Here is an 18,488-nt window from a genome sequence, read left to right on the forward strand (position 1 = left end):
AGGAGACCTGAACTAATGACACCAGAGATCACCTTGGTTTTGGCGATTCTGGCGGTGGTTATTGTTATCCTGATCACTGAGTGGATACCTCTTGAAATCCTGGCTTTTCTTGTCCTTGGAGTGCTTGCCCTGACCGGTTTGGTGAGTCCTCTTGAAGCATTGGCCGGCTTCAGCAATCCGGCAGTGGTAACCATCTGGGCTGTCTTTATCCTCAGTGGCGGTCTTACTCGAACCGGAGTAGCAAATATCCTTGGCAGGTATCTTCTGAAGATGGCGGGCACTCGGGAATCACAAATGGTATTTGTGATCATGGTGATTGCCGCTATTCTATCTGCTTTTATGAACAATGTCGCGGTGGCGGCACTGATGCTGCCGGTTGTGATGGATATGGCAAAAAAAACGCGACGCTCTCCGTCGTTGTTACTGCTGCCCTTGGCCTATGGGACGTTACTAGGGGGACTGACTACCATGATCGGAACACCTCCCAATATCCTCGTCAGTGAAGCATTGCGGACCAATGGTCTGGAGCCTTTCACAATCTTTGATTTTTCACCTGTAGGGCTGATTGTCATGGTTACCGGGATGGTGTTTGTAACCTTTATCGGCAGGCATTTGCTGCCAAAGGGCAGTGACGCCATCAGCCCGGATGATTTGACGAACAAAAGATTTCTTACCCAGTACCGACTGCAGGAGCGGATCTTTCGTATTAAAATTCCGGAACATTCCGCCTTGATTGGCAAAACCCTGGCAGGAAGCCACTTCGGGTCACGCCTTGGCCTGAATGTGATCGGTGTCAACCGTGGTAGAAAAACGGATCTGGCACCGGAGATAACAGAAGTTCTTCGGGCAGGGGATGAACTCATTGTCGAAGGCAGGCTTGACCGGATTCAAGAAATGAATAACTGGGGGCAACTCCTGAGTGAGACCCAGGTAAATGAAAATTCGAGTTTGCTGGAGTATGGCATGCGGGTTGCCAATGTAGAGCTTGACAGCGGTAGTGAAATTTTGGGAAAGACAATCTCCGCCATCGGCTTACGCAATCAATACGGACTCAACGTACTCGCTATACAACGGAATTCTTTAAGAATTATGGAAAATGTCAAAGCTCGCCCACTCCAGGAGGGTGATTCCCTGGTAGTGTGTGGTCCGGTTGCCTCAATTGAAAGGTTCGGGAAGGCAGTTAGCGTAGGAAAACCAACGATTATGGGAGAGTCCGAAGTACGAAGTGAATATCGTTTCGGTAAGAAGATGCGCATTTTCAGTGTGCCGTATGGCTCCAAGCTCCTTGGCCAGACAATCAGTGAAAGTTGCCTGGGAGATGCTCTTGATGTGCAGATTCTCTGTATTGTCCGAGAGAATGGTGCGAGCATGGTACCTACTTCGGATATGCATTTTGAGCCGGGAGACAAATTGATCGTCACAGGAATCTCGGATATGGTTGCTGTCTTCCTGATGCGGGGGCTTGAGGGTGTTTTTGTGAAAGATGATGAGGACAGTGAAGATATATCGATCCTCGAGAATGAAAAGGTAGGACTTGTGGAAGTTCTTCTCTCGCCGCATTCGACCCACCACGGGCAGACCCTGCAAGACCTTGGCTTTCGGGAAAAGTATGGCTTAACGGTGCTGGCGGTCTGGCGAAAAGGACAGGCCATTCGTTCAGGACTACGTGACCTGCCGCTTCAGCTGGGAGATGCCCTGCTTCTGTTTGGTAACTGGAAACGGTTGACACTCCTCGGGCAGGAACCGGATTTCCTTGTTTTGACAGAGAATATGCAGGAAGCAGCCAGGGAGGAGAAGGCAAAAACGGCATTAGCCATCATGATGGCGGTACTGCTGCCGGTGATTGTCGGCTGGGTGCCGATTTATATCGCTGTAGTGCTGGGCGCGGCGTTTATGGTTCTTACCAAATGCCTGACGATGGAGGAGGCCTACCGTTATATCGAGTGGAAGGCGGTCTTCCTCATTGCCGGCATGCTGCCGTTAGGAATGGCCTTGGACACCTCCGGTGCCGCCGCCTTGGCAGCAGGAACTATAATTGATATCCTTGGCACCTATGGCCCATATGCTATCCTGTTTGGGCTATTGGTTATCACATTCATTGCCACCAGCATCATTCCTACCGCAGCTCTGGTGGTACTCATGGTGCCCATAGCTCTACAGACCTCTGCCGGTCTCGGGATTTCACCTTTTCCCCTGATGATGGGGATTGCCATGGCCGCATCCTCGAGTTTCACTTCTCCTATCTCCCATCCGGCAAATGTCCTGGTCATGGGGCCTGGTGGGTATCGTTTTATGGATTACGTGAAGGTGGGGGTACCACTAACTGTACTGATCCTGGTGGTGTTGATGCTGACTATTCCTATATTCTGGCCACTGTTCCCGTAATGCCTGAGAGATATGTCTTGGCTGAACTTCATACCCGTTTACGTTCCAGCAACTGGAACCGTCTCAAGCTGATATCTGGTTCTATAGTGGGACGGAATTCAATCATCTTGCCGGGCTTCTTCAATCTGCACCTTATAACACTCTGGACAGATACCATGACTGAATTGAGCTGCAGAATGCTGATGTATATATAGTTCTAACTGATTCCATAAACCTTCACTATCTCTAATTTTTTTACAATAACTACATATTGGAATTATCCCCTGAAGGGTTTTCACTTCATTGAGGGCTATTCGTAGTTGTTTATTCGTATTATTAATCAAATTCATATCTGAAACACGACGTCGCTCAAAACGGTTAAAACGAAACAAAACAAAACAAATAAAGATGAAACTCATAATGATGAGAAATATGTGAGTAATTCTGAATAATTCCATGTTCTTGTCTATTAAAGCCTGCAGCTCGCTCTCAACCCTGTCTGCCTGACTTACGAAATCATTAAATATTGCATCGAATTTCTGATCAACGAAGGTTCCACCTCCTGTTTCTTCCAGAGTGTTATATTTCTTATTGGTAATCTCTTTGAACACCTTTAATTTTTCAGAAACCCGTTCAACCTCAGACCGTAAAACCGGATTACGAAGAGCTGTATATGTTCCCTCTGCATTTTTGCCTCCCTCTAACATGGCCCGGGCATACCACTGGGCCTCATCCAGGTGTCTATGTACTGATTCAATATCCCGATAACGGTCACCACTGCTCATTTCCTCGAGCCAGAGATGGGCCGTGGTAGCTTCCAGTTTAATCTCCATCGCTGCATCCACTAAAGGTGTGTATTTGGTGACCATATAATTTCCAAGATAGAAACCGAATCCCATTGCCAGTAAAATCATTACACCCATGCCACCAATTGTAAAATAAAGACCCCATGGGGAATGTGATTTTTTATCAATAGGTGAAATATCAGATGAACGTGTTGTGCTGGAAGTATTCATTCACTTACCCTTTAGTGCAGATATTCTGGCTAATCATACGTGATACACTATAATGCAGATAAACGATTAGTGTCATGCACTTTATACTCTTTATACGGCGATAATACGGGTATTTCACGAGTCGGGATCAGATGTTACCTAAAATGCACAGTGAAATGAACTGCTCGGTTAGGCAATTACATGTTGCAACGAAGGATGACTGGCTATGTAGGCTCGTATGGAGGAGGAAAATCCACAATGAAAGCACTCGAAACCTCTCTGGGCAAAGTGTACTTTGCCTCTGTACAGGAGCTTTTTTTGTTAACGGCATGACCTGCGATAATAATAAAGTCGTGATGAGAACATTTTGTGAAATGACCGGGCTCAAAGGTTTTCGTTCAAGTTTACTTAAAGAACGTAGGTAAGGGCAACCTGCCTGGTGGTTGGAGTGGGGATCGTGACGTTTGACATGCCGAAAAACATGATCGAGCCCTGAAACGCCGCATCGGGATACATCAAACCCTTTAAACCACCCATGACGACGTAGACCGCAATTGTGATCCGTCAGGATAAAAAGGGCTGCGTTGTAATTAATGCTCAGGATCTCAGCGACGAATTTCGCACCGCCCATCAGCACCACACTGGCATAGAGCGGTATCATAAGGAAAATAAGGGTTCCGGCAAAACGCAGGGTGGATTCTACTCGTCTCCATCAGCAAGATACTCTAAAAATTTCCGAACGGTAGGTGAGGCAGCCTGTCCTTTCGGGTAGACGCATACCAGTTTACGGGCAGCCCACTTATCGGCTAATTGTACGCTTCGCAAGTTGCTGTTTTGTAGATGGGGTTGCAGGTCTCTTTCCCCAATGACGCCGAGACCCAATCCGGCTTCGACACATTTCAGCAGCGAGTTAACGCGCAAGACCTTTATTTCGGCTTTAAAACTCCGGCCCTCTTTACGTCGTGCCTCCACGATAAGTTCATCAAGTACGCCACCTTCATGAAAAGAGATATGAGCGTAAGAAAGAGTCTCTTTAAAGAACATCGGCTCACCTGGATTGTGATTCAAAAAGAGCGGATGATCCTTCTGGCCGACTATCCATATAGGATCCTGTTTATAGGGCATGACCTCAAAACCTTTCAGGTCAACAGAGTCATAGATAATGGCCAGGTCGGCTAAGTCTTCCCGTAAAAAGCGGATACCTTGCCGGGAAAATACTTCCTGCATCGTCACCCGGACAGCAGGATTGTCTTCTTTGAAACGGGCAACAACAAAAGGGAGAGTACCATCAACGGCTCGGGGAGTTCCGGCTATCCTGAAATCGCCGGCCTCACCATCGGCAAAACGTTTTAAATCAGCGCGAACAGCTGCGTACTTGTTGAGTAGTTGCTCACAATGTACAGCAAAAGCCTTACCCGCAGAGGTCAGACTCGCACCGGCAGGTGTCCGTGTTATCAGAACAGTATCCAGGTCATGTTCGAGATCACTGATGCGTCTCGAAACTGCAGATGCTGCGATATACTCGCTCTTGGCCGCGGCACCGATACTCCCTAGCCGGGAAACGGCCAAAAAAACCCGTAATGTAACAATATCGAAACTCTGCATAGGCCTCTCGATGTTTATTTATCTGATAGGATACGCATGATGGCATCCTTATCTGTTGGGTTTTTCTCGGCAAGTTTTGCTGCCTCCACGCCTCTTAGAAAACTATCAAGCACGGTTACAATATAGCACTTGGTTTTCTGAAAGTAAGTACGGAAATGGCTTTCGTTAAAGTAATAACGTTGAGTTGCGTACATAATTTGTCTCCTTAAAGAAAGTAAAATAAGCTGTTACAGACTTTATAAAGGATTATGAATGGCAAGTGGTACTGCTGACTCGACAAGATGTTCATCGCAAATAGGTGTGACCAATGTCGTATGGTCTAGTGGTATCCGAAACGGGAGGGACAGTTCTCTGAAATCATCACATCGGTTTCGTAGCAACCCAGATAGTGTGCCTGCTTCCCTTACCGGGTTTATGGGCTCTGACTGTGACTACTTTAGTGTGAAAGCCGCATTTGGTAAGACGCTGGGTGAAGCTTTTATCTGGTGTATAGGACCAGACAGCCAGGATGCCTCCGGGTTTGAGAGCCGAGAAGGAACCACGCAGACCCTGCATGTTATACAGTTGATTGTTGGCTTCCCTGGTCAATCCGTCAGGACCGTTGTCGATATCCAAGAGAATTGCATCCCAGGTTTTCTTCTTACTTGTTATTGTTATTGCAACATCTCCCTGTTGGACAGACACACGCGGATCATCCAGGGGGAATCCTGCAAGGTGTCCTATATACTCATGGTTCCATTTTATCACTGCAGGGACCAGTTCTGAAACGGTTATCCGGGTGTCCGGACCTGAATTCCGAAGAGCTGCGCCCAGCGTATAGCCCATGCCGAGCCCCCCGATTAGAATGTTGAGGTCGGAGTGATGGTGCAGGCGCGCACACGTCAGCTCAGCAAGAGCGTCTTCAGAACCATGAAGGCGACTGTTCATAAGCTCTGTGGTTGTGGTTCGGATTGAATATTCCGTATCACGTCTTCGCAAGATAAGTTCACCATCCTCGTCTGGGATCGGTGCTCTGTCGACTTCTTTCCAGGGTTTCATAGTATTTTTGCTGGTAACGCCCAACCATCAACGTTTTTTTCGGTTTGTCCTGTTTGTACGTGAAGGGTTCTTGCCCGCTCTGCCTCTTCCCTTGTCATCAGCGTTTTTTCGGTTTCTACTGTTTCCTGATTTGGTCTGTGGACTCTCAGCAGATGGTGACCTGTTTCCTCGTCGCAACGGTCTTGTATCGGAACCGGTTTTCCCGGCACCATCGGTTCTGCCACTATTCTGCGTTTTGCCACTATCCTGCCGGGTCTGGGGCTGATTCGTCGTTTTAGGTTTCTTCGGCTTTTTCGGTCTTTTAGGGCGCGGCTTCTGCAACCGGGTAAGGGGTACCCCATGGCGGGGAACATAGCCTGTTTCAACCTCCCGGACCAGAAGTTGTCGGGTAAGGGTCTCGATGGCCGTAAGAAGCTGAACTTCATCGGCGCTTACAAGAGATATTGCGACGCCTTTCATGCCGGCACGACCGGTTCGACCGATCCGATGAACATAATCTTCAGCCACTTTGGGGAGGTCAACATTGATAACGCAACTGAGTTCTGAGATATCAATTCCCCTCGATGCTAGATCCGTTGCAACCAGAACCCGGATTGATCCGGACTTAAACTCAGACAGCGCCAGTGAACGTGCACCCTGACTTTTATCACCATGGATTGCCAGGGCTGAGATACCTTTGCCGTTAAGTTTTTTAACCAACTGGTCAGCGCCTTTTTTGGTGCGGCTAAAGACCAGGACCTGCTGCCAATCATTGTGGCGTAAGAGATGACAGAGCAGATCGGTTTTTTTACTCTTGTCGACCTCAATGAGCCACTGTTTAACGCCCTTTGCAGTCAAATTCTGCGGATTCACCTCTATTTGTACCGGATGTTGCAAAAGGGAGTTTGCGAGTGTACGAATTTTACGAGAAAAGGTTGCTGAAAAAAGCAAATTCTGACGTTTTCGAGGAAGCAATCCAAGTAGTTCGTTAATCTCTTCCTGAAACCCTAGATTCAGCATTTTGTCCGCTTCATCGAGAATCAGCGTTTGAATCTGCTCAAATCTCACCGCATTTTGGTGGTACAGATCGAGTAACCTTCCAGGGGTGGCGACAAGAATATCTATCCCGCGCCGCAATTGCATCATCTGTGGATTTATTTTAACGCCACCATACACAACAGCCGAATTCAGCGGCAGAAATGTACCGTAGGTGGCAAATGCTTCTGCAACCTGCACGGCCAACTCCCGTGTCGGGACCAGCACTAATGCTCGAACATGGTTTGACCGTACGGCAGGACCGCTGCTCAGCCGTTGTAACAGTGGCAGGGCAAAACTGGCTGTTTTGCCGGTACCGGTTTGGGCCGCAGCCATGATGTCTTTCCCGGAAAGAACAGCAGGAATCGCCTGGGTCTGAATTGGGTATGGCGTTGTGTATCCTTTTGCCTCAATCGCACGCAGCAGAGGTTCGGATAAGCCGAATGATGAAAATGACATAGTTTTAAGCCAAACCAAAGAGCGGTCGTGAACGCGCTATTCCTGATCCTGGTCGAAGAGTTGAGTGATTTTTGCCGGGATGCCTGTCTTGAAGCTACATAACTCCCCGGTCTTCGGATGGGTGAATACCAGCCCCTGGGCATGCAGACCAAGACGGCCGATGGGTTTTAGTTTTGAACCATATTTGGTGTCGCCGACGACAGGGTGCCCGATATCCTGCATATGTACCCGGATTTGGTGTTTCCTGCCGGTTTCCAGATTTACCTGAAGCAGGGAAAAGTCCTTGTTGCTTTTCAACGTCTTATAGTGGGTGATCGCTTTTTTGCCTGCTTTGGGGTTTTGTGAAGAGTAGACGATAAAGGCCTTGCTTTCATTCAGGTAGGAGCTGATGGTTCCGCTTTCTTGTTTAATTTCGCCTTCTACAGCGGCAATATAGGTGCGTTCCCGTATTGTTGTGAGCCATGTTTCCTGAATTGTGTGCTTAATCTTTTCATTTTTGGCAAAGAGAAGAAGCCCTGAGGTCTCCCGGTCGATCCGGTGAACAATGAAAATCTTGTTTTCCGGATTTTCAAGCTTCACATACTCACTTAACAGGGCGTATGCCGTTTTCCGTTTTTCCTTATCTGTGGCAACGGTGAGGAGTCCCGCCGGTTTGTTGATAATTATAATATCATCGTCTTCAAAGATTATATTGAGTCCGTGTGGGCGTTTCTTCGGAGATGATTTATCCCAGCTCACTTCTACCACTTGGCCGGGTTTAAGCAGATGATCAAACTGTGTTACCGTTTTCCTGTTCACCTGTACCTGCTGGTCGCGTAAAACGGCCTTCAGTAGTTTACGGCTTTTGTGGGGAAAGGCAGCTATGATCTTTTCCAGCAAAGGACCTTCTTGATCCACAGTAAATGTGTCTGGATTTGTTGCTTTCTTTTTAGGGCGGGTTCGTGGTCTGGTCTTTTTCATCTTACTCCCGATGGACGGTTGGGTGCTGGTTGGTTTTACAGTGATGCACGTGCAGGGCGTCGGCAATCTACCTTTTTTTGCGTCGAAAGTCCCAACTATTTCAGGGGCAGGTTGGTGAGCCGTGAATAATACCTTTTGGGTGAGCACGTATTTCTCCCACCTTGCCTGTCAGCAAAACAGGTGACACGCAAAATTATCATTTATGGAGAGCGTCACCTTGCCAGGTGCTACAACGTGGTATACTTTTTCCAATGCATAACATATGCACGATACATGATGTTGAAAACCAAACCTGCTGTGAAACAGGGACGGAAAGCTACGGGTCTTATTATAAGATAGCCGGGTTGCCATCTATAAATGGGGGCCCGGCTCTTCTTTTAGCCGTATGGGTCAACCGGTCGTGCGAGACCTGTTGTTTAACCTGATCCAGTGGTTTTCTGGATATCGGAGGTGAAGTATGGCTGATAATAAGCTTGCTCAGATAGATCTGTTACGAGAACGTTTCCGTGGCGTGGTTTTAGTGGAAGGTGATGACGGTTATGAAGAGGCCCGTCAGGTCTGGAATGGGATGTTCGACAAACGACCGCTTGTAATAGCGCGTTGTGTTGCCACCAGTGACATCATAGAGGCAGTTAATTTTAGTCGGGAGAATAAACTGCTTGTTGCGGTGAAAGGAGGAGGACATAATTCGGCGGGTAAAGCGACGTGTGACGGTGGAATTATCATCGATCTCTCTCTTATGCGGAGGGTGAATGTTGATAAAGAGAATAATACAGCGAGGGTCGATGGAGGCGCACTGCTTGGTGATGTCGATTATGAGACCCAACTTTACGGACTGGCAGTATCGGCTGGAATCGTCTCACATACCGGTGTCGGAGGGCTCGCCTTAGGTGGCGGGTTTGGCTGGATTAGCAGAAAATACGGGTTATCTGTTGATAATTTACTTTCTGCTGAAGTTGTAACTGCTAATGGGGAGTTGGTGGTGGCCAGTGAAACAGAAAACCCGGATCTCTTTTGGGGCGTCAGGGGGGGCGGCGGTAATTTTGGCATCGTTACATCGTTTCTGTTTCGATGCGCCCCCATCGGCCAGGAGGTGTTCTCGGGGATTATTGCCAAAAAGTTTGAAAATGCTGAAGAGTATCTCACCTTTCATCAGGAATACGTTCGCACGATGCCTGACGAAATGACTGTGTGGATGGTGTTGCGTAAAGCGCCACCTCTTCCGTTTTTACCAGAGGACGTGCATGGTCAATTGGTGGTGCTTGTACCGTTTGTCTATCTCGGTGACCAAGGTCAAGGCGAGAAACTGCTTCAACCGATTATTGAGGCAACGGAATCACACGGGATGTTTTATGGCATGTCACCGTGGACAGCATGGCAGTCCGGATTCGACGGCCTGGTATCCCATGGGGCAAGGAATTACTGGAAATCACATCACCTGAAATCACTCTCCCCGGATTGTATTAAAGAGATCCTGCATTACGCAGAGCGTTTACCCACTGATGAATGCGAGATATTCATCCCCCATATGGAAGGGGCTCCGAGCCGGGTTGCTGCTGATAAAACGGCTTTTGTGCACCGATCAACACCTTTTGTCCTGAATATACATACACGATGGCAGGAGAAAGGTGATGATGAAAGGTGCATGGCCTGGGCTCGTAACTTTCATGATGCCACCAATCGTTATGCCCACGGTGTCTATGTGAATTTTCTCAGTGATGAGGGCAAGGGAAGGGTGCGTGATGCGTACTCCGAGGAGGTCTGGAGCAGGCTGGTAGAGGTGAAGGATAGATATGATCCTGAAAATCTTTTTCAAATGAACCAGAATATCGAGCCATCAACCTGAAATTGTAGATAACAGTGGGAGGGTGTGGGTGAAAAAGCATTTAGGTCAGCAGCAGAGAATTGAGGCTCTGGAAGGTGAACTATCACTGCTTAGAGAGCAGCTTAAACAGTGCCGGGGTGTACCGGATAGCCTGCAGACACTTCAATTGGCAGAGCTGATCATTGGAAACAGCGATGCGATTATGTTTCGTCGCCTGGCAGCTGATGATCCCAAGCAGCGCAAAATGACCTATGTTTCACCCAACATCTCCCGATTTGGCTATCAGGCGGAAGATTTTCTTAACAGCAAGGTTATGTTTCGGGATCTTGTTTATCCCGAAGACTCGCCACGAACACTGAAAGAGATTCAGGATTATACAAATCAGGGCATCGATACCTATAATCAGTACTATCGTATCGTCACCAAAAAAGGAGAGGTGCGCTGGATCGAAGATCGTACCTCTGTGTATGAAGATAAGGTAACGGGTCTAAGGTACCATCAAGGCATTGTCATTGATGTCCACGAGAAAAAGCTCATTGAGGAGAAACTGAAGAAAAGTGAGGAGAAACACCGGCTGATCGTGGAAACTGCGGCTGAAGGTTTTCTTCTTCTGGATAGTTCTTTTGTGATTGTGGATCTCAATGTCGCCTACGAGCGACTTGTGGGGAGTCATAGGAACTTTCTTCTGGGACGTATACCGGAAGAAATTGTATCGCTTTATCGGGTCTATTGCAGCGATAAGGGCGATGTGAACGCGGGAGCCTACACCCAGCAGGAGTTTGAATGCGAGCTGAAGAAGGAAGACGGGCAACGTATACCGCTGCTGGTCCATGCCAGTCCGTTACTATCCGGTCAGGGTGAGTTTCTGGGGATAACGGCTTTTGTTAGCGATCTCTCCTCCCAGAAGAGGGCGCTGAAGCTGGCAGCAGAGGTGCAGAAAGGATTACTGCCTTTGGCGGCTCCCGTCGTTAAAGGGCTGGATATTTCGGGTACAAGCATATCGTGTGACGAAGTGGGAGGGGATTACTATGATTATTTCCCGGTTGCGGCTTCCGAACAGGGTGTTGCTGTAGCCATAGGGGATATTACAGGTCACGGGGTGGACTCTGCACTATTGATGTCGAGTGCCAGGAGCTATCTGAAGGTTTGTGCCGCACAAGCAGAGACTCCAGAGGAGATTATAACCTCTCTGAATCAACACCTGGTGTCAGACATGTACGATTCCGGGAGATTTATGAGTATGTTCTATCTCATAATCAAGAGGGAAACCCATACTCTTGAGTGGGTACGGGCCGGTCATGACCCTGCCATTCTATACGACCCGGCTTGTGACACATTTTCAGAGCTTAAAGGGCCTGGTCTGGCCCTGGGGATTGATCGGGATTATGTATACAGGACGCAGCTCTCCAATGGCTTGGTTCGCGGCCAGATCATCGCCTTAGCGACGGATGGAATATGGGAGTCAGTAAATGATCAAGGCGAGATGTTTGGGAAGGAGCGCATGCAACATATAATTCGCCGGGCTGCAGCTAACAGTGCAGAACAGATACTTCACGAAATAATGACTGAGCATGAGGAGTTTATGGCACAGGCAATTATTCAGGATGACCTGACGATGGTCTTGATAAAGGTTGTCTGATAGTGTCTGGTCTGCCTGTTCTCTGCCGGTCTAACTATGCTTCATTCTTGCCATGGGGCTGTCAGATCATTTTCTAAACTCTAATTCTCTCCCGGGTTTTCCGTTATCATCCTGTAACAGCTTGTGCTTTTGATTTGGGCATTTCCAGTAAAAGAAAGAGGGATTTTTCATCGATTGAATGCGTGTAATCTGTTCCTTGCAATCCTCGTGAGGGCAAGGCGCTTTGGGCGCGTTCGGATCGATCATGGGTCTTCCCGGTTTACCGTTCTCATCAAGCAGGAGTGGGCAACCTTTCTCCTTTCCTGTTGAGCAGGCCCAGAAATAATAACCGGGTCTATTGTTACTTTCCAATCGCATCAGAAAGCCATCCTTGCATTCTGGGCAGGGCGGACCGGAGGTAGGACGCTCTGAAAATGCGGCACCCGGAGCGCCATTATTGTCTGATCTGGGAGGGCAATCTGTTTCTCTGCCGTTGGAACAGACCCAGAAAAATTTTCCTTTGGCTTTTTTGGATTCCATCCGAAAGAGGTAGCCCTTGCAGAGAGGACAGGGGTAGCGTTTGCCGGTGATGATCTCTGAGAACCGGGTTGCTAAGGCATATTGAACCATTTTGGCCATGCGCCTTGTGAGTTCCTCCAAAAAGTCATTTTTACCAAGATCGCCTTCACACACCCTGTCCAGGGCGTCCTCCCAGATTGCAGTCATACCTGGAGATTTCAGGGTAGGATGCATTTTGTCGATTAGCTCTCGACCCCGCTCGGTGGAAATGAGGGCTTTCCCCTTTTTATAGAGATACTCTCGTCTCTGTAATTCAGCGATAATATTGGTCCTGGTCGCAGGGGTGCCTATTCCTGAATTTTCTTTTAATCTGGCCTTGATGACCGGATCATCAACATATTTATGGACTTCGGTCATGGCCACTTGCAGGGATGCTTCAGTAAAGCGTGATGGCGGTTTGGTGAATTTCTGATCTTTATCTATTTTCTCTATTGTCGCTGGATCACCTTTTTTAACCTCGGGTAAGGGTTTATCTTTTGTCTGCTGGTCATTGAGTTCCATCCAGCCGGGATCTTTGACCGTAATCCCCTTGGCCTGCCAATGTTCATCAAGACATTCGACCAGTATATTGGTCGAGTAATATTGATAGTCAGGGAAAAACTGCTTTAAAAACCGGTTGGCTACCAGTTTGTAGATATTTTGTTCGTCCTCAGTTAGGTCCCGTGGGACCACTTCTGTGGGAATAATGCCATGATGAGCTTCCGCCCCCTGCTTTTTAGTGTTCCATGCAGGTGAGCACAGCGACGGGTCGGCTTTGTCGGCACCGGCAAAACCTTGTTTGACAAGGGTGGCCAGAACTCGCGGAGCATCCTCGTGCATCTCATCCGGCAGGTATCGGCACTCGGTTCTCATGTACGTGAGACACTTCTTTTTTTCATACAGCCCCTGACCAATTTCCAGGGTGCGCTTCGGGGAATACCCAAATTTATCTTCAGCTTTTTTCTGTAGGTCAGAAAGCATAAAAGGAAGCGGAGGGCTCTTTTTCTTTAGAGTCTGTTTCCGACTTTTGATAATTCCGGAGTTGCCTGTCAGGCGTTCTATAAGGTCGTTTGCTGTTTTTTCGTCGACGAGGCGTCCTTCCGGGTCAACTCCCCGTGCAAGTTCTCCGGGTTCCCAGGTCGCGATAAAATTCCCGTTCTGATGGTTAATCGTTGCTTTGAGTAGCCAATACGGTTTTTTGACAAAATCCTCAATCTCCCGGTCTCGATCGACGACCAGGGAAAGTGTCGGTGTCTGTACTCTCCCCGCTGAGAGAACCGTGCCCCTGGTTCCGGCGGCGAGGGTGAGTCCCCGGGTAACGTTCAGGCCTACAAGCCAGTCCGCATTTGCCCTGCAAATAGCCGCATTTTTGATATTGAGGAATTCCTGGTTATTTCGCAACTTCTGAAATCCTTTTGCAATGGTCCGTTCATCGAGAGCCGATATCCAAAGTCGTTTGGCAGGTCCGGTGTATTCAAGGAAATCGAGGACCTCATCGACGATCAGTTGCCCCTCTCTTTCGGGATCACCGGCATTGATGACGTCTGTAGCATTTTTGAGCAGGTTGCGGATAATGATTAACTGCTTTTGTGTTCGTGCAATGGGTTCCTTTATCCATTTATCCGGAATTATGGGTAAATCCTCCGCCCGCCATTGTCTATATTTCTCGTCATAAACATGTGGCTGGGCCTGTTCGAGGATGTGACCGACGCACCAGGTGCAGACGACGTCCTGTTTACAGTTGATAAAGCCGTCTCCCTGACGGGTAATACCAAGATATTTGGCAAGATCCCGGGCAACAGAAGGTTTCTCGGCAATTAAGAGAGTGGTCATAGAAAAAGCAAGTTACGAATAGTGATTATACTCTGATCTCAGATGCGTATCGTTGCTGATCAATAACGGTTATTGGCTCCATGCGCCATCATCGCCCAGGAGCAGCAAACTTTGACTTTCAGATCATTAATTTCTCATAAGGCGGTTATATTTACACTATCTCTTACTATTTAGGCAATGTGATAAATGTATGATATGCAAACGTGACGAAATCTGAAATAATCGTTGCCTTTTCCCATGCGCGGGAGGGTGTTCATTTCCAAAGGCTATGGTCGTAACACAGGATACAACACATTTGTACCCAATACTCCGGGGGCAGGCAGTAACTTGTAATTTAAGCAGTAAAAAAGATGAATAAACTTTGTATCTTGTATGCTTCTATTTCATCATTAGATTGAGTGGTTCGATAAATTCAGGATCTTCTTCTTCAATGACTCGAATGATCTCCTTGTGTTTACGTTTTTTTAATTCACCGAATATCGGACGTGGCTTGGTAAAGGTTCCGGCATATTCCATGGCTTGTGCCAAAAGTTCTGCCCGATTCTCACTGGCACTGACAATCACATTATGATGTTCAAGTTCCGGTGCGGTTACCCGTTTTCCTGAAAGCAGCATTTCGTTAAAAAGAGGTTCAGGGACTGCTTTTTCAACAAAGGCAATCATGCCAGGTAGGAAAGGGATGTTGACATCAACTTCCGGAAAGCAGAAAAACCCTTTATCTTTTGTCATGAATCGAAAATCACAGGCACATGATATAATTGCTCCATTTCCAAAAGCGTGACCATTGATAGCTGCAACGACCGGCAATGGCATAAGAAGAAGGCGTTTAAAAACCGTGTTCATTTCATACATGAAGGTTTTGATAGTGTTGAAATCCTGTTTTGCAAATCGCTCGGTCAACCATTCTACATCAATCCCCTGGGAAAAGTTCTTTTCATCAGAAGACGTCAACACGATGGATTGAAGAGACTCTTCCATGAGGATTTGGTCTAGGCATTGATTCATCTGCCCGGCAAATTCCAGATTTTGTCGATTGGCCCCGTTGCACATCGTTACCACGGCTATATTTTTTTGTTTTTCCCATCGAACGATTTCCATTTTAAGCTCCTTGGTATGATTTTAATTCACGTTAACGTATGCGTTATGAATATATTCTTACCATAATTGCTAAGGGACAACTACGAGTTTTTGTGCTTACCACCTTGATCTGAAGATGATTTGTGGAGTGCTTAGTAACGAAGGTTGAAAGAATAAGTGTTGTATACTTGTTGAAGTCTATAAAACCCTGTTGTTGTGCTATATGGACGTGCTCTCATAGTGTTTTGGCAGGAGGAGAGATCGATATATACGACTTTTCATGCAAACAATCATGTTTGAGTGGTGGATGTTCAAGCCGTACATTTGCGTGCTGGCAATTATATTATTAGTGCTGGGATGGAAAACGTGCAATGTTTGTCGGTTGATGTTTACGTAAACATTAACCTTGAACGACGGCTTCACTTGGATTAGTATTGCTCAACTCGATTTTCAAAATGATCTTATTCAGCAAGAAGGGTCTCATTATGGAATTCAGCAACAAAAAACAACTCTCATCTGCCGATGCCTGCGCTACTCAGCATCTACATAGGCGATTTTGCTCGGCTGCATTTGGAAACCAGGTTTCCGTTTCGTCCCGTAAGTCCAAAACCCGGAAGGGAGAATTCATTTACACCAGACTCCTCGTTCAAACGAGAGGACTCTTATCTTCCTTTAATCAATAAATACCACAACGAATAGAGTGCTTCCTGAGGTCTCAATATTCCGATAAATATATGAATCATATGACAATAGCATAAGTGGCAGGAGAGCAGCGATGAACGGAAAAACCGGTATTATCTATAAGGATGTGCAGAAAAGTGTTGATGATGTGTTGGACTATATGGGGAAAGATATCAGTTTTGCCATGACCCTGGCACTCGGGAAGCCGGTTCTCTTCATCAATGAGTTGTACAAAAGAGCAAAAGAGGACTCGACAATCAGGTTGAACATCGTGACAGCCCTTGCCCTGGAAAGACCAAGGGTCAAAAACGAGATTGAAAAACGATTTATGGAACCTCTTGTCGAGCGAATATTCGAAGGGACACCAGAGTTTGATTATATGCATGATTTCAGATCAGGCAATCTCCCGGAAAATGTAAAAGTTTATGAGTTTTTCAGTAAAGCCGGAGGGTATATGGGCACTCCGGAAGCGCAGAGAAACCACCTGAGTTCAAATTATACCCATGTGATCCGCGATGCTCTTGATTTTGGCTGCAATGTATTTGGCCAGCTTATCTCGTGTCGTGAAGTAGACGGCAAGATGGCGTACTCCATGGGCTGTAACACCGATATTTGCATCGACGCTATAAAGGAGCTGCATAAACAGAGGCAAAAAGGCAAAAAAGTTGCGATTATTGGCGAGGCGAATACACAGCTGCCGTTTATGTATGGTGATGCGATAATTCAGGAGGACCAGTATGACCTGATCCTTCAGGGCGCGGAATTCAACTATCCCCTGTTTGGCCCTCCAAAAGATTCTGTATCCCTGAAGGACTATGCCATTGGTCTTCATGTCAGCGCCCTGGTCAAAGATGGCGGAACGCTTCAGGTTGGAATCGGTGCTCTCGGGGATGCCATTGCCGCAGGATTGAACATGCGTCAGCGGGAAAATGAAAGTTATAACAGGGCGTTAGGAGCTGTTGGAATAAGCGGTAAATATAGCAACCTGATAGATAAAATCGGGGGGACCGGAACATTTGGTCAAGGGCTTTATGGTTCGTCGGAAATGTTTGTCGACGCCTTTTATCAGCTCTATAAAAGCGGTGTACTGAAACGTAAAGTTTATGACAGTATACCTCTTATGAAGTTGATGAATGCAGGGAAACTCACTCCCGAGGAAATACCGTCAGATATTATCGAACTCCTGATAGAAATCGAGGGGATACAACCCCGTCTGACAGCCAAGGATTTTACGATGCTGTCTGAGTTCGGTATTTTAAAAGAAGGGTTGCAGTTTAAAGATGGTTTTATCATTGATGGCACGACTAAAATATCTACAGATTTCACCCGTCCGGAAAATCTTACGGTAATAAAGACCCTTCTCGGTAATGAACTAAAAGAGGGCAGGGTTATACTCGGTGCGTTTTTCATAGGTCCCCGTGCTTTCTATGAAGCGCTGAACTCCATGAGTGAAGAAGAGAGAAAGCTGTTTGGCATGTCCGGTGTAGAAAAAGTTAACCAGCTCTACGGCGATGAAGAACTCCGCTCACTGCAAAGAAAAGACGGGCGTTTTGTGAATGCCGGAATGATGGCCAATGTTTTCGGCGCCATTACCTCAGATACTCTCGAGTGCGGGCGGGTGGTTAGCGGTATAGGCGGGCAATATAATTTTGTTTCAATGGCCCATGCCCTGCCCGATGCCAGGCTGGTAATGATGATACGTAGTACGAGAATGTGCGGTAAAAAGGTTAAATCCAATATTGTGTATTCCTATGGACATACATCAATTCCGAAACACCTCAGGGACATAATCGTGACAGAGTATGGTATTGCCGATGTCAGGGGAAAGCCGGACTCAAAAGTCATTGAGGAAATGTTAAAAATTACAGATTCACGTTTTCAGAATGAGCTAATACGGGAAGCTAAGCGTCATGGAAAACTGGCTCCCGATTTTGAACTCGCCCCGGAGTATAAACAAAACTATCCTCAGAAAATTGAATCGCTGCTTAAGCCATTCAAAGACGATGGTCACTTTACGCCTTTTCCCTTTGGAACAGATCTGACAGCAGATGAGATAGCTATTGGCGGCTCATTAAAACTCTTGGCTGTAAAGAATAAAGCAGCAATCATCAAGGACCTCATTACAGAGCTTTTTAAACCTGTCCCACAGTGCGCAAAATCGTATTTGAGAAGAATGCAACTTGATAAGCCTAAACTCGGAAAGGAAAAGATACTGCAAAAGGTTGTGCTCTCGGCCATGAGAGCCAATGGTAAGATATAGCGGCATAACCTTCTTCTAACGTATACTAACAGGTGGCTTCAGACTCAGCCAATTTTGACTCGCAGGGATTTTGTGAAAATCTCTTTTCCTGGGGACACCTGTGACTTTCAAATGCCGCTCGCTTTCGAATTGCATCACTGAACTCATCAGGATTGCAAGGAAATCCGCAAGTAATTTGAACGCTTTGCTCAATCACCGGAT

At 47.0% G+C, this 18,488-nt stretch carries 12 protein-coding genes and 1 riboswitch; of the genes, 4 read left to right on the top strand and 8 right to left on the bottom strand.

Annotated features, from left to right (window positions below; translation table 11 throughout):
• Positions 1-15 precede the first annotated feature (15 nt).
• Positions 16-2,385: an SLC13 family permease gene (locus GA520_RS07060; RefSeq protein ID WP_163339435.1), complete on the top strand. Its 2,370-nt coding sequence runs from the start codon at positions 16-18 to the stop codon at positions 2,383-2,385.
• Positions 2,386-2,483: 98 nt separating this feature from the next.
• On the opposite strand, the gene GA520_RS07065 is transcribed toward GA520_RS07060, so the two are convergent.
• From GA520_RS07065 to GA520_RS07090, 6 genes are all read right to left on the bottom strand, one after another.
• Positions 2,484-3,380 carry a hypothetical protein gene (locus GA520_RS07065; protein WP_163339436.1) on the bottom strand — a complete coding sequence of 299 codons (897 nt, stop codon included), beginning with the start codon at positions 3,378-3,380 and terminating at the stop codon, positions 2,484-2,486.
• A 678-nt stretch (positions 3,381-4,058) separates the two neighbouring features.
• Complete coding sequence (locus tag GA520_RS07070; RefSeq protein ID WP_163339437.1) at positions 4,059-4,964, bottom strand: LysR family transcriptional regulator; 906 nt, start codon at positions 4,962-4,964, stop codon at positions 4,059-4,061.
• Positions 4,965-4,978: 14 nt separating this feature from the next.
• Positions 4,979-5,158, bottom strand: a complete 180-nt coding sequence (locus GA520_RS07075; RefSeq protein WP_163339438.1) for a hypothetical protein — start codon at positions 5,156-5,158, stop codon at positions 4,979-4,981.
• A gap of 166 nt (positions 5,159-5,324) precedes the next feature.
• Positions 5,325-6,002, bottom strand: a complete 678-nt coding sequence (locus tag GA520_RS07080) for a hypothetical protein (RefSeq protein ID WP_163339439.1) — start codon at positions 6,000-6,002, stop codon at positions 5,325-5,327.
• A gap of 27 nt (positions 6,003-6,029) precedes the next feature.
• The gene (locus GA520_RS07085) at positions 6,030-7,475 is read right to left on the bottom strand and encodes a DEAD/DEAH box helicase (RefSeq protein ID WP_163339440.1); all 1,446 of its coding nucleotides are present in this window, start codon (positions 7,473-7,475) and stop codon (positions 6,030-6,032) included.
• Between the two features lie 36 nt (positions 7,476-7,511).
• Positions 7,512-8,435, bottom strand: a complete 924-nt coding sequence (locus GA520_RS07090; RefSeq protein WP_163339441.1) for an RluA family pseudouridine synthase — start codon at positions 8,433-8,435, stop codon at positions 7,512-7,514.
• A 275-nt stretch (positions 8,436-8,710) separates the two neighbouring features.
• Positions 8,711-8,787, top strand: a riboswitch (cyclic di-GMP riboswitch).
• A 105-nt stretch (positions 8,788-8,892) separates the two neighbouring features.
• Between GA520_RS07090 and GA520_RS07095 the strand changes: the two genes are divergently transcribed.
• Together GA520_RS07095 and GA520_RS07100 are read left to right on the top strand one after the other, a co-directional pair.
• Entirely contained in the window at positions 8,893-10,281 is a 1,389-nt protein-coding gene (locus GA520_RS07095) for an FAD-binding oxidoreductase (RefSeq protein WP_163339442.1), read from the top strand.
• A gap of 28 nt (positions 10,282-10,309) precedes the next feature.
• Positions 10,310-11,899 carry a SpoIIE family protein phosphatase gene (locus GA520_RS07100; RefSeq protein WP_163339443.1) on the top strand — a complete coding sequence of 530 codons (1,590 nt, stop codon included), beginning with the start codon at positions 10,310-10,312 and terminating at the stop codon, positions 11,897-11,899.
• 66 nt (positions 11,900-11,965) lie between these two features.
• Here GA520_RS07100 and GA520_RS07105 read toward each other — a convergent pair whose 3' ends face one another.
• On the bottom strand, positions 11,966-14,269 hold the full coding sequence (locus tag GA520_RS07105) for a DNA topoisomerase 3 (protein ID WP_163339444.1): 2,304 nt from the start codon (positions 14,267-14,269) through the stop codon (positions 11,966-11,968).
• Positions 14,270-14,647: 378 nt separating this feature from the next.
• Positions 14,648-15,367, bottom strand: coding sequence for an enoyl-CoA hydratase/isomerase family protein (locus GA520_RS07110; protein ID WP_163339445.1), 720 nt, complete (start codon positions 15,365-15,367; stop codon positions 14,648-14,650).
• 754 nt (positions 15,368-16,121) lie between these two features.
• Here GA520_RS07110 and GA520_RS07115 point away from each other — a divergent pair.
• The gene (locus GA520_RS07115; protein WP_163339446.1) at positions 16,122-18,287 is read left to right on the top strand and encodes an acetyl-CoA hydrolase/transferase C-terminal domain-containing protein; all 2,166 of its coding nucleotides are present in this window, start codon (positions 16,122-16,124) and stop codon (positions 18,285-18,287) included.
• Positions 18,288-18,488 lie beyond the last annotated feature (201 nt).

Origin of the sequence: Desulfopila sp. IMCC35008 (assembly GCF_010646885.2) — a bacterium.
In the GTDB taxonomy this organism is placed as follows: domain Bacteria; phylum Desulfobacterota; class Desulfobulbia; order Desulfobulbales; family Desulfocapsaceae; genus Desulfopila.

Coding starts and splice junctions, on each gene's coding strand:
- GA520_RS07060 (WP_163339435.1), top strand. CDS start 16: ATGACACCAGAGATCACCTTGGTTTTGGCGATTCTGGCGGTGGTTATT.
- GA520_RS07065 (WP_163339436.1), bottom strand. CDS start 3,380: ATGAATACTTCCAGCACAACACGTTCATCTGATATTTCACCTATTGAT.
- GA520_RS07070 (WP_163339437.1), bottom strand. CDS start 4,964: ATGCAGAGTTTCGATATTGTTACATTACGGGTTTTTTTGGCCGTTTCC.
- GA520_RS07075 (WP_163339438.1), bottom strand. CDS start 5,158: ATGTACGCAACTCAACGTTATTACTTTAACGAAAGCCATTTCCGTACT.
- GA520_RS07080 (WP_163339439.1), bottom strand. CDS start 6,002: ATGAAACCCTGGAAAGAAGTCGACAGAGCACCGATCCCAGACGAGGAT.
- GA520_RS07085 (WP_163339440.1), bottom strand. CDS start 7,475: ATGTCATTTTCATCATTCGGCTTATCCGAACCTCTGCTGCGTGCGATT.
- GA520_RS07090 (WP_163339441.1), bottom strand. CDS start 8,435: ATGAAAAAGACCAGACCACGAACCCGCCCTAAAAAGAAAGCAACAAAT.
- GA520_RS07095 (WP_163339442.1), top strand. CDS start 8,893: ATGGCTGATAATAAGCTTGCTCAGATAGATCTGTTACGAGAACGTTTC.
- GA520_RS07105 (WP_163339444.1), bottom strand. CDS start 14,269: ATGACCACTCTCTTAATTGCCGAGAAACCTTCTGTTGCCCGGGATCTT.
- GA520_RS07110 (WP_163339445.1), bottom strand. CDS start 15,367: ATGGAAATCGTTCGATGGGAAAAACAAAAAAATATAGCCGTGGTAACG.
- GA520_RS07115 (WP_163339446.1), top strand. CDS start 16,122: ATGAACGGAAAAACCGGTATTATCTATAAGGATGTGCAGAAAAGTGTT.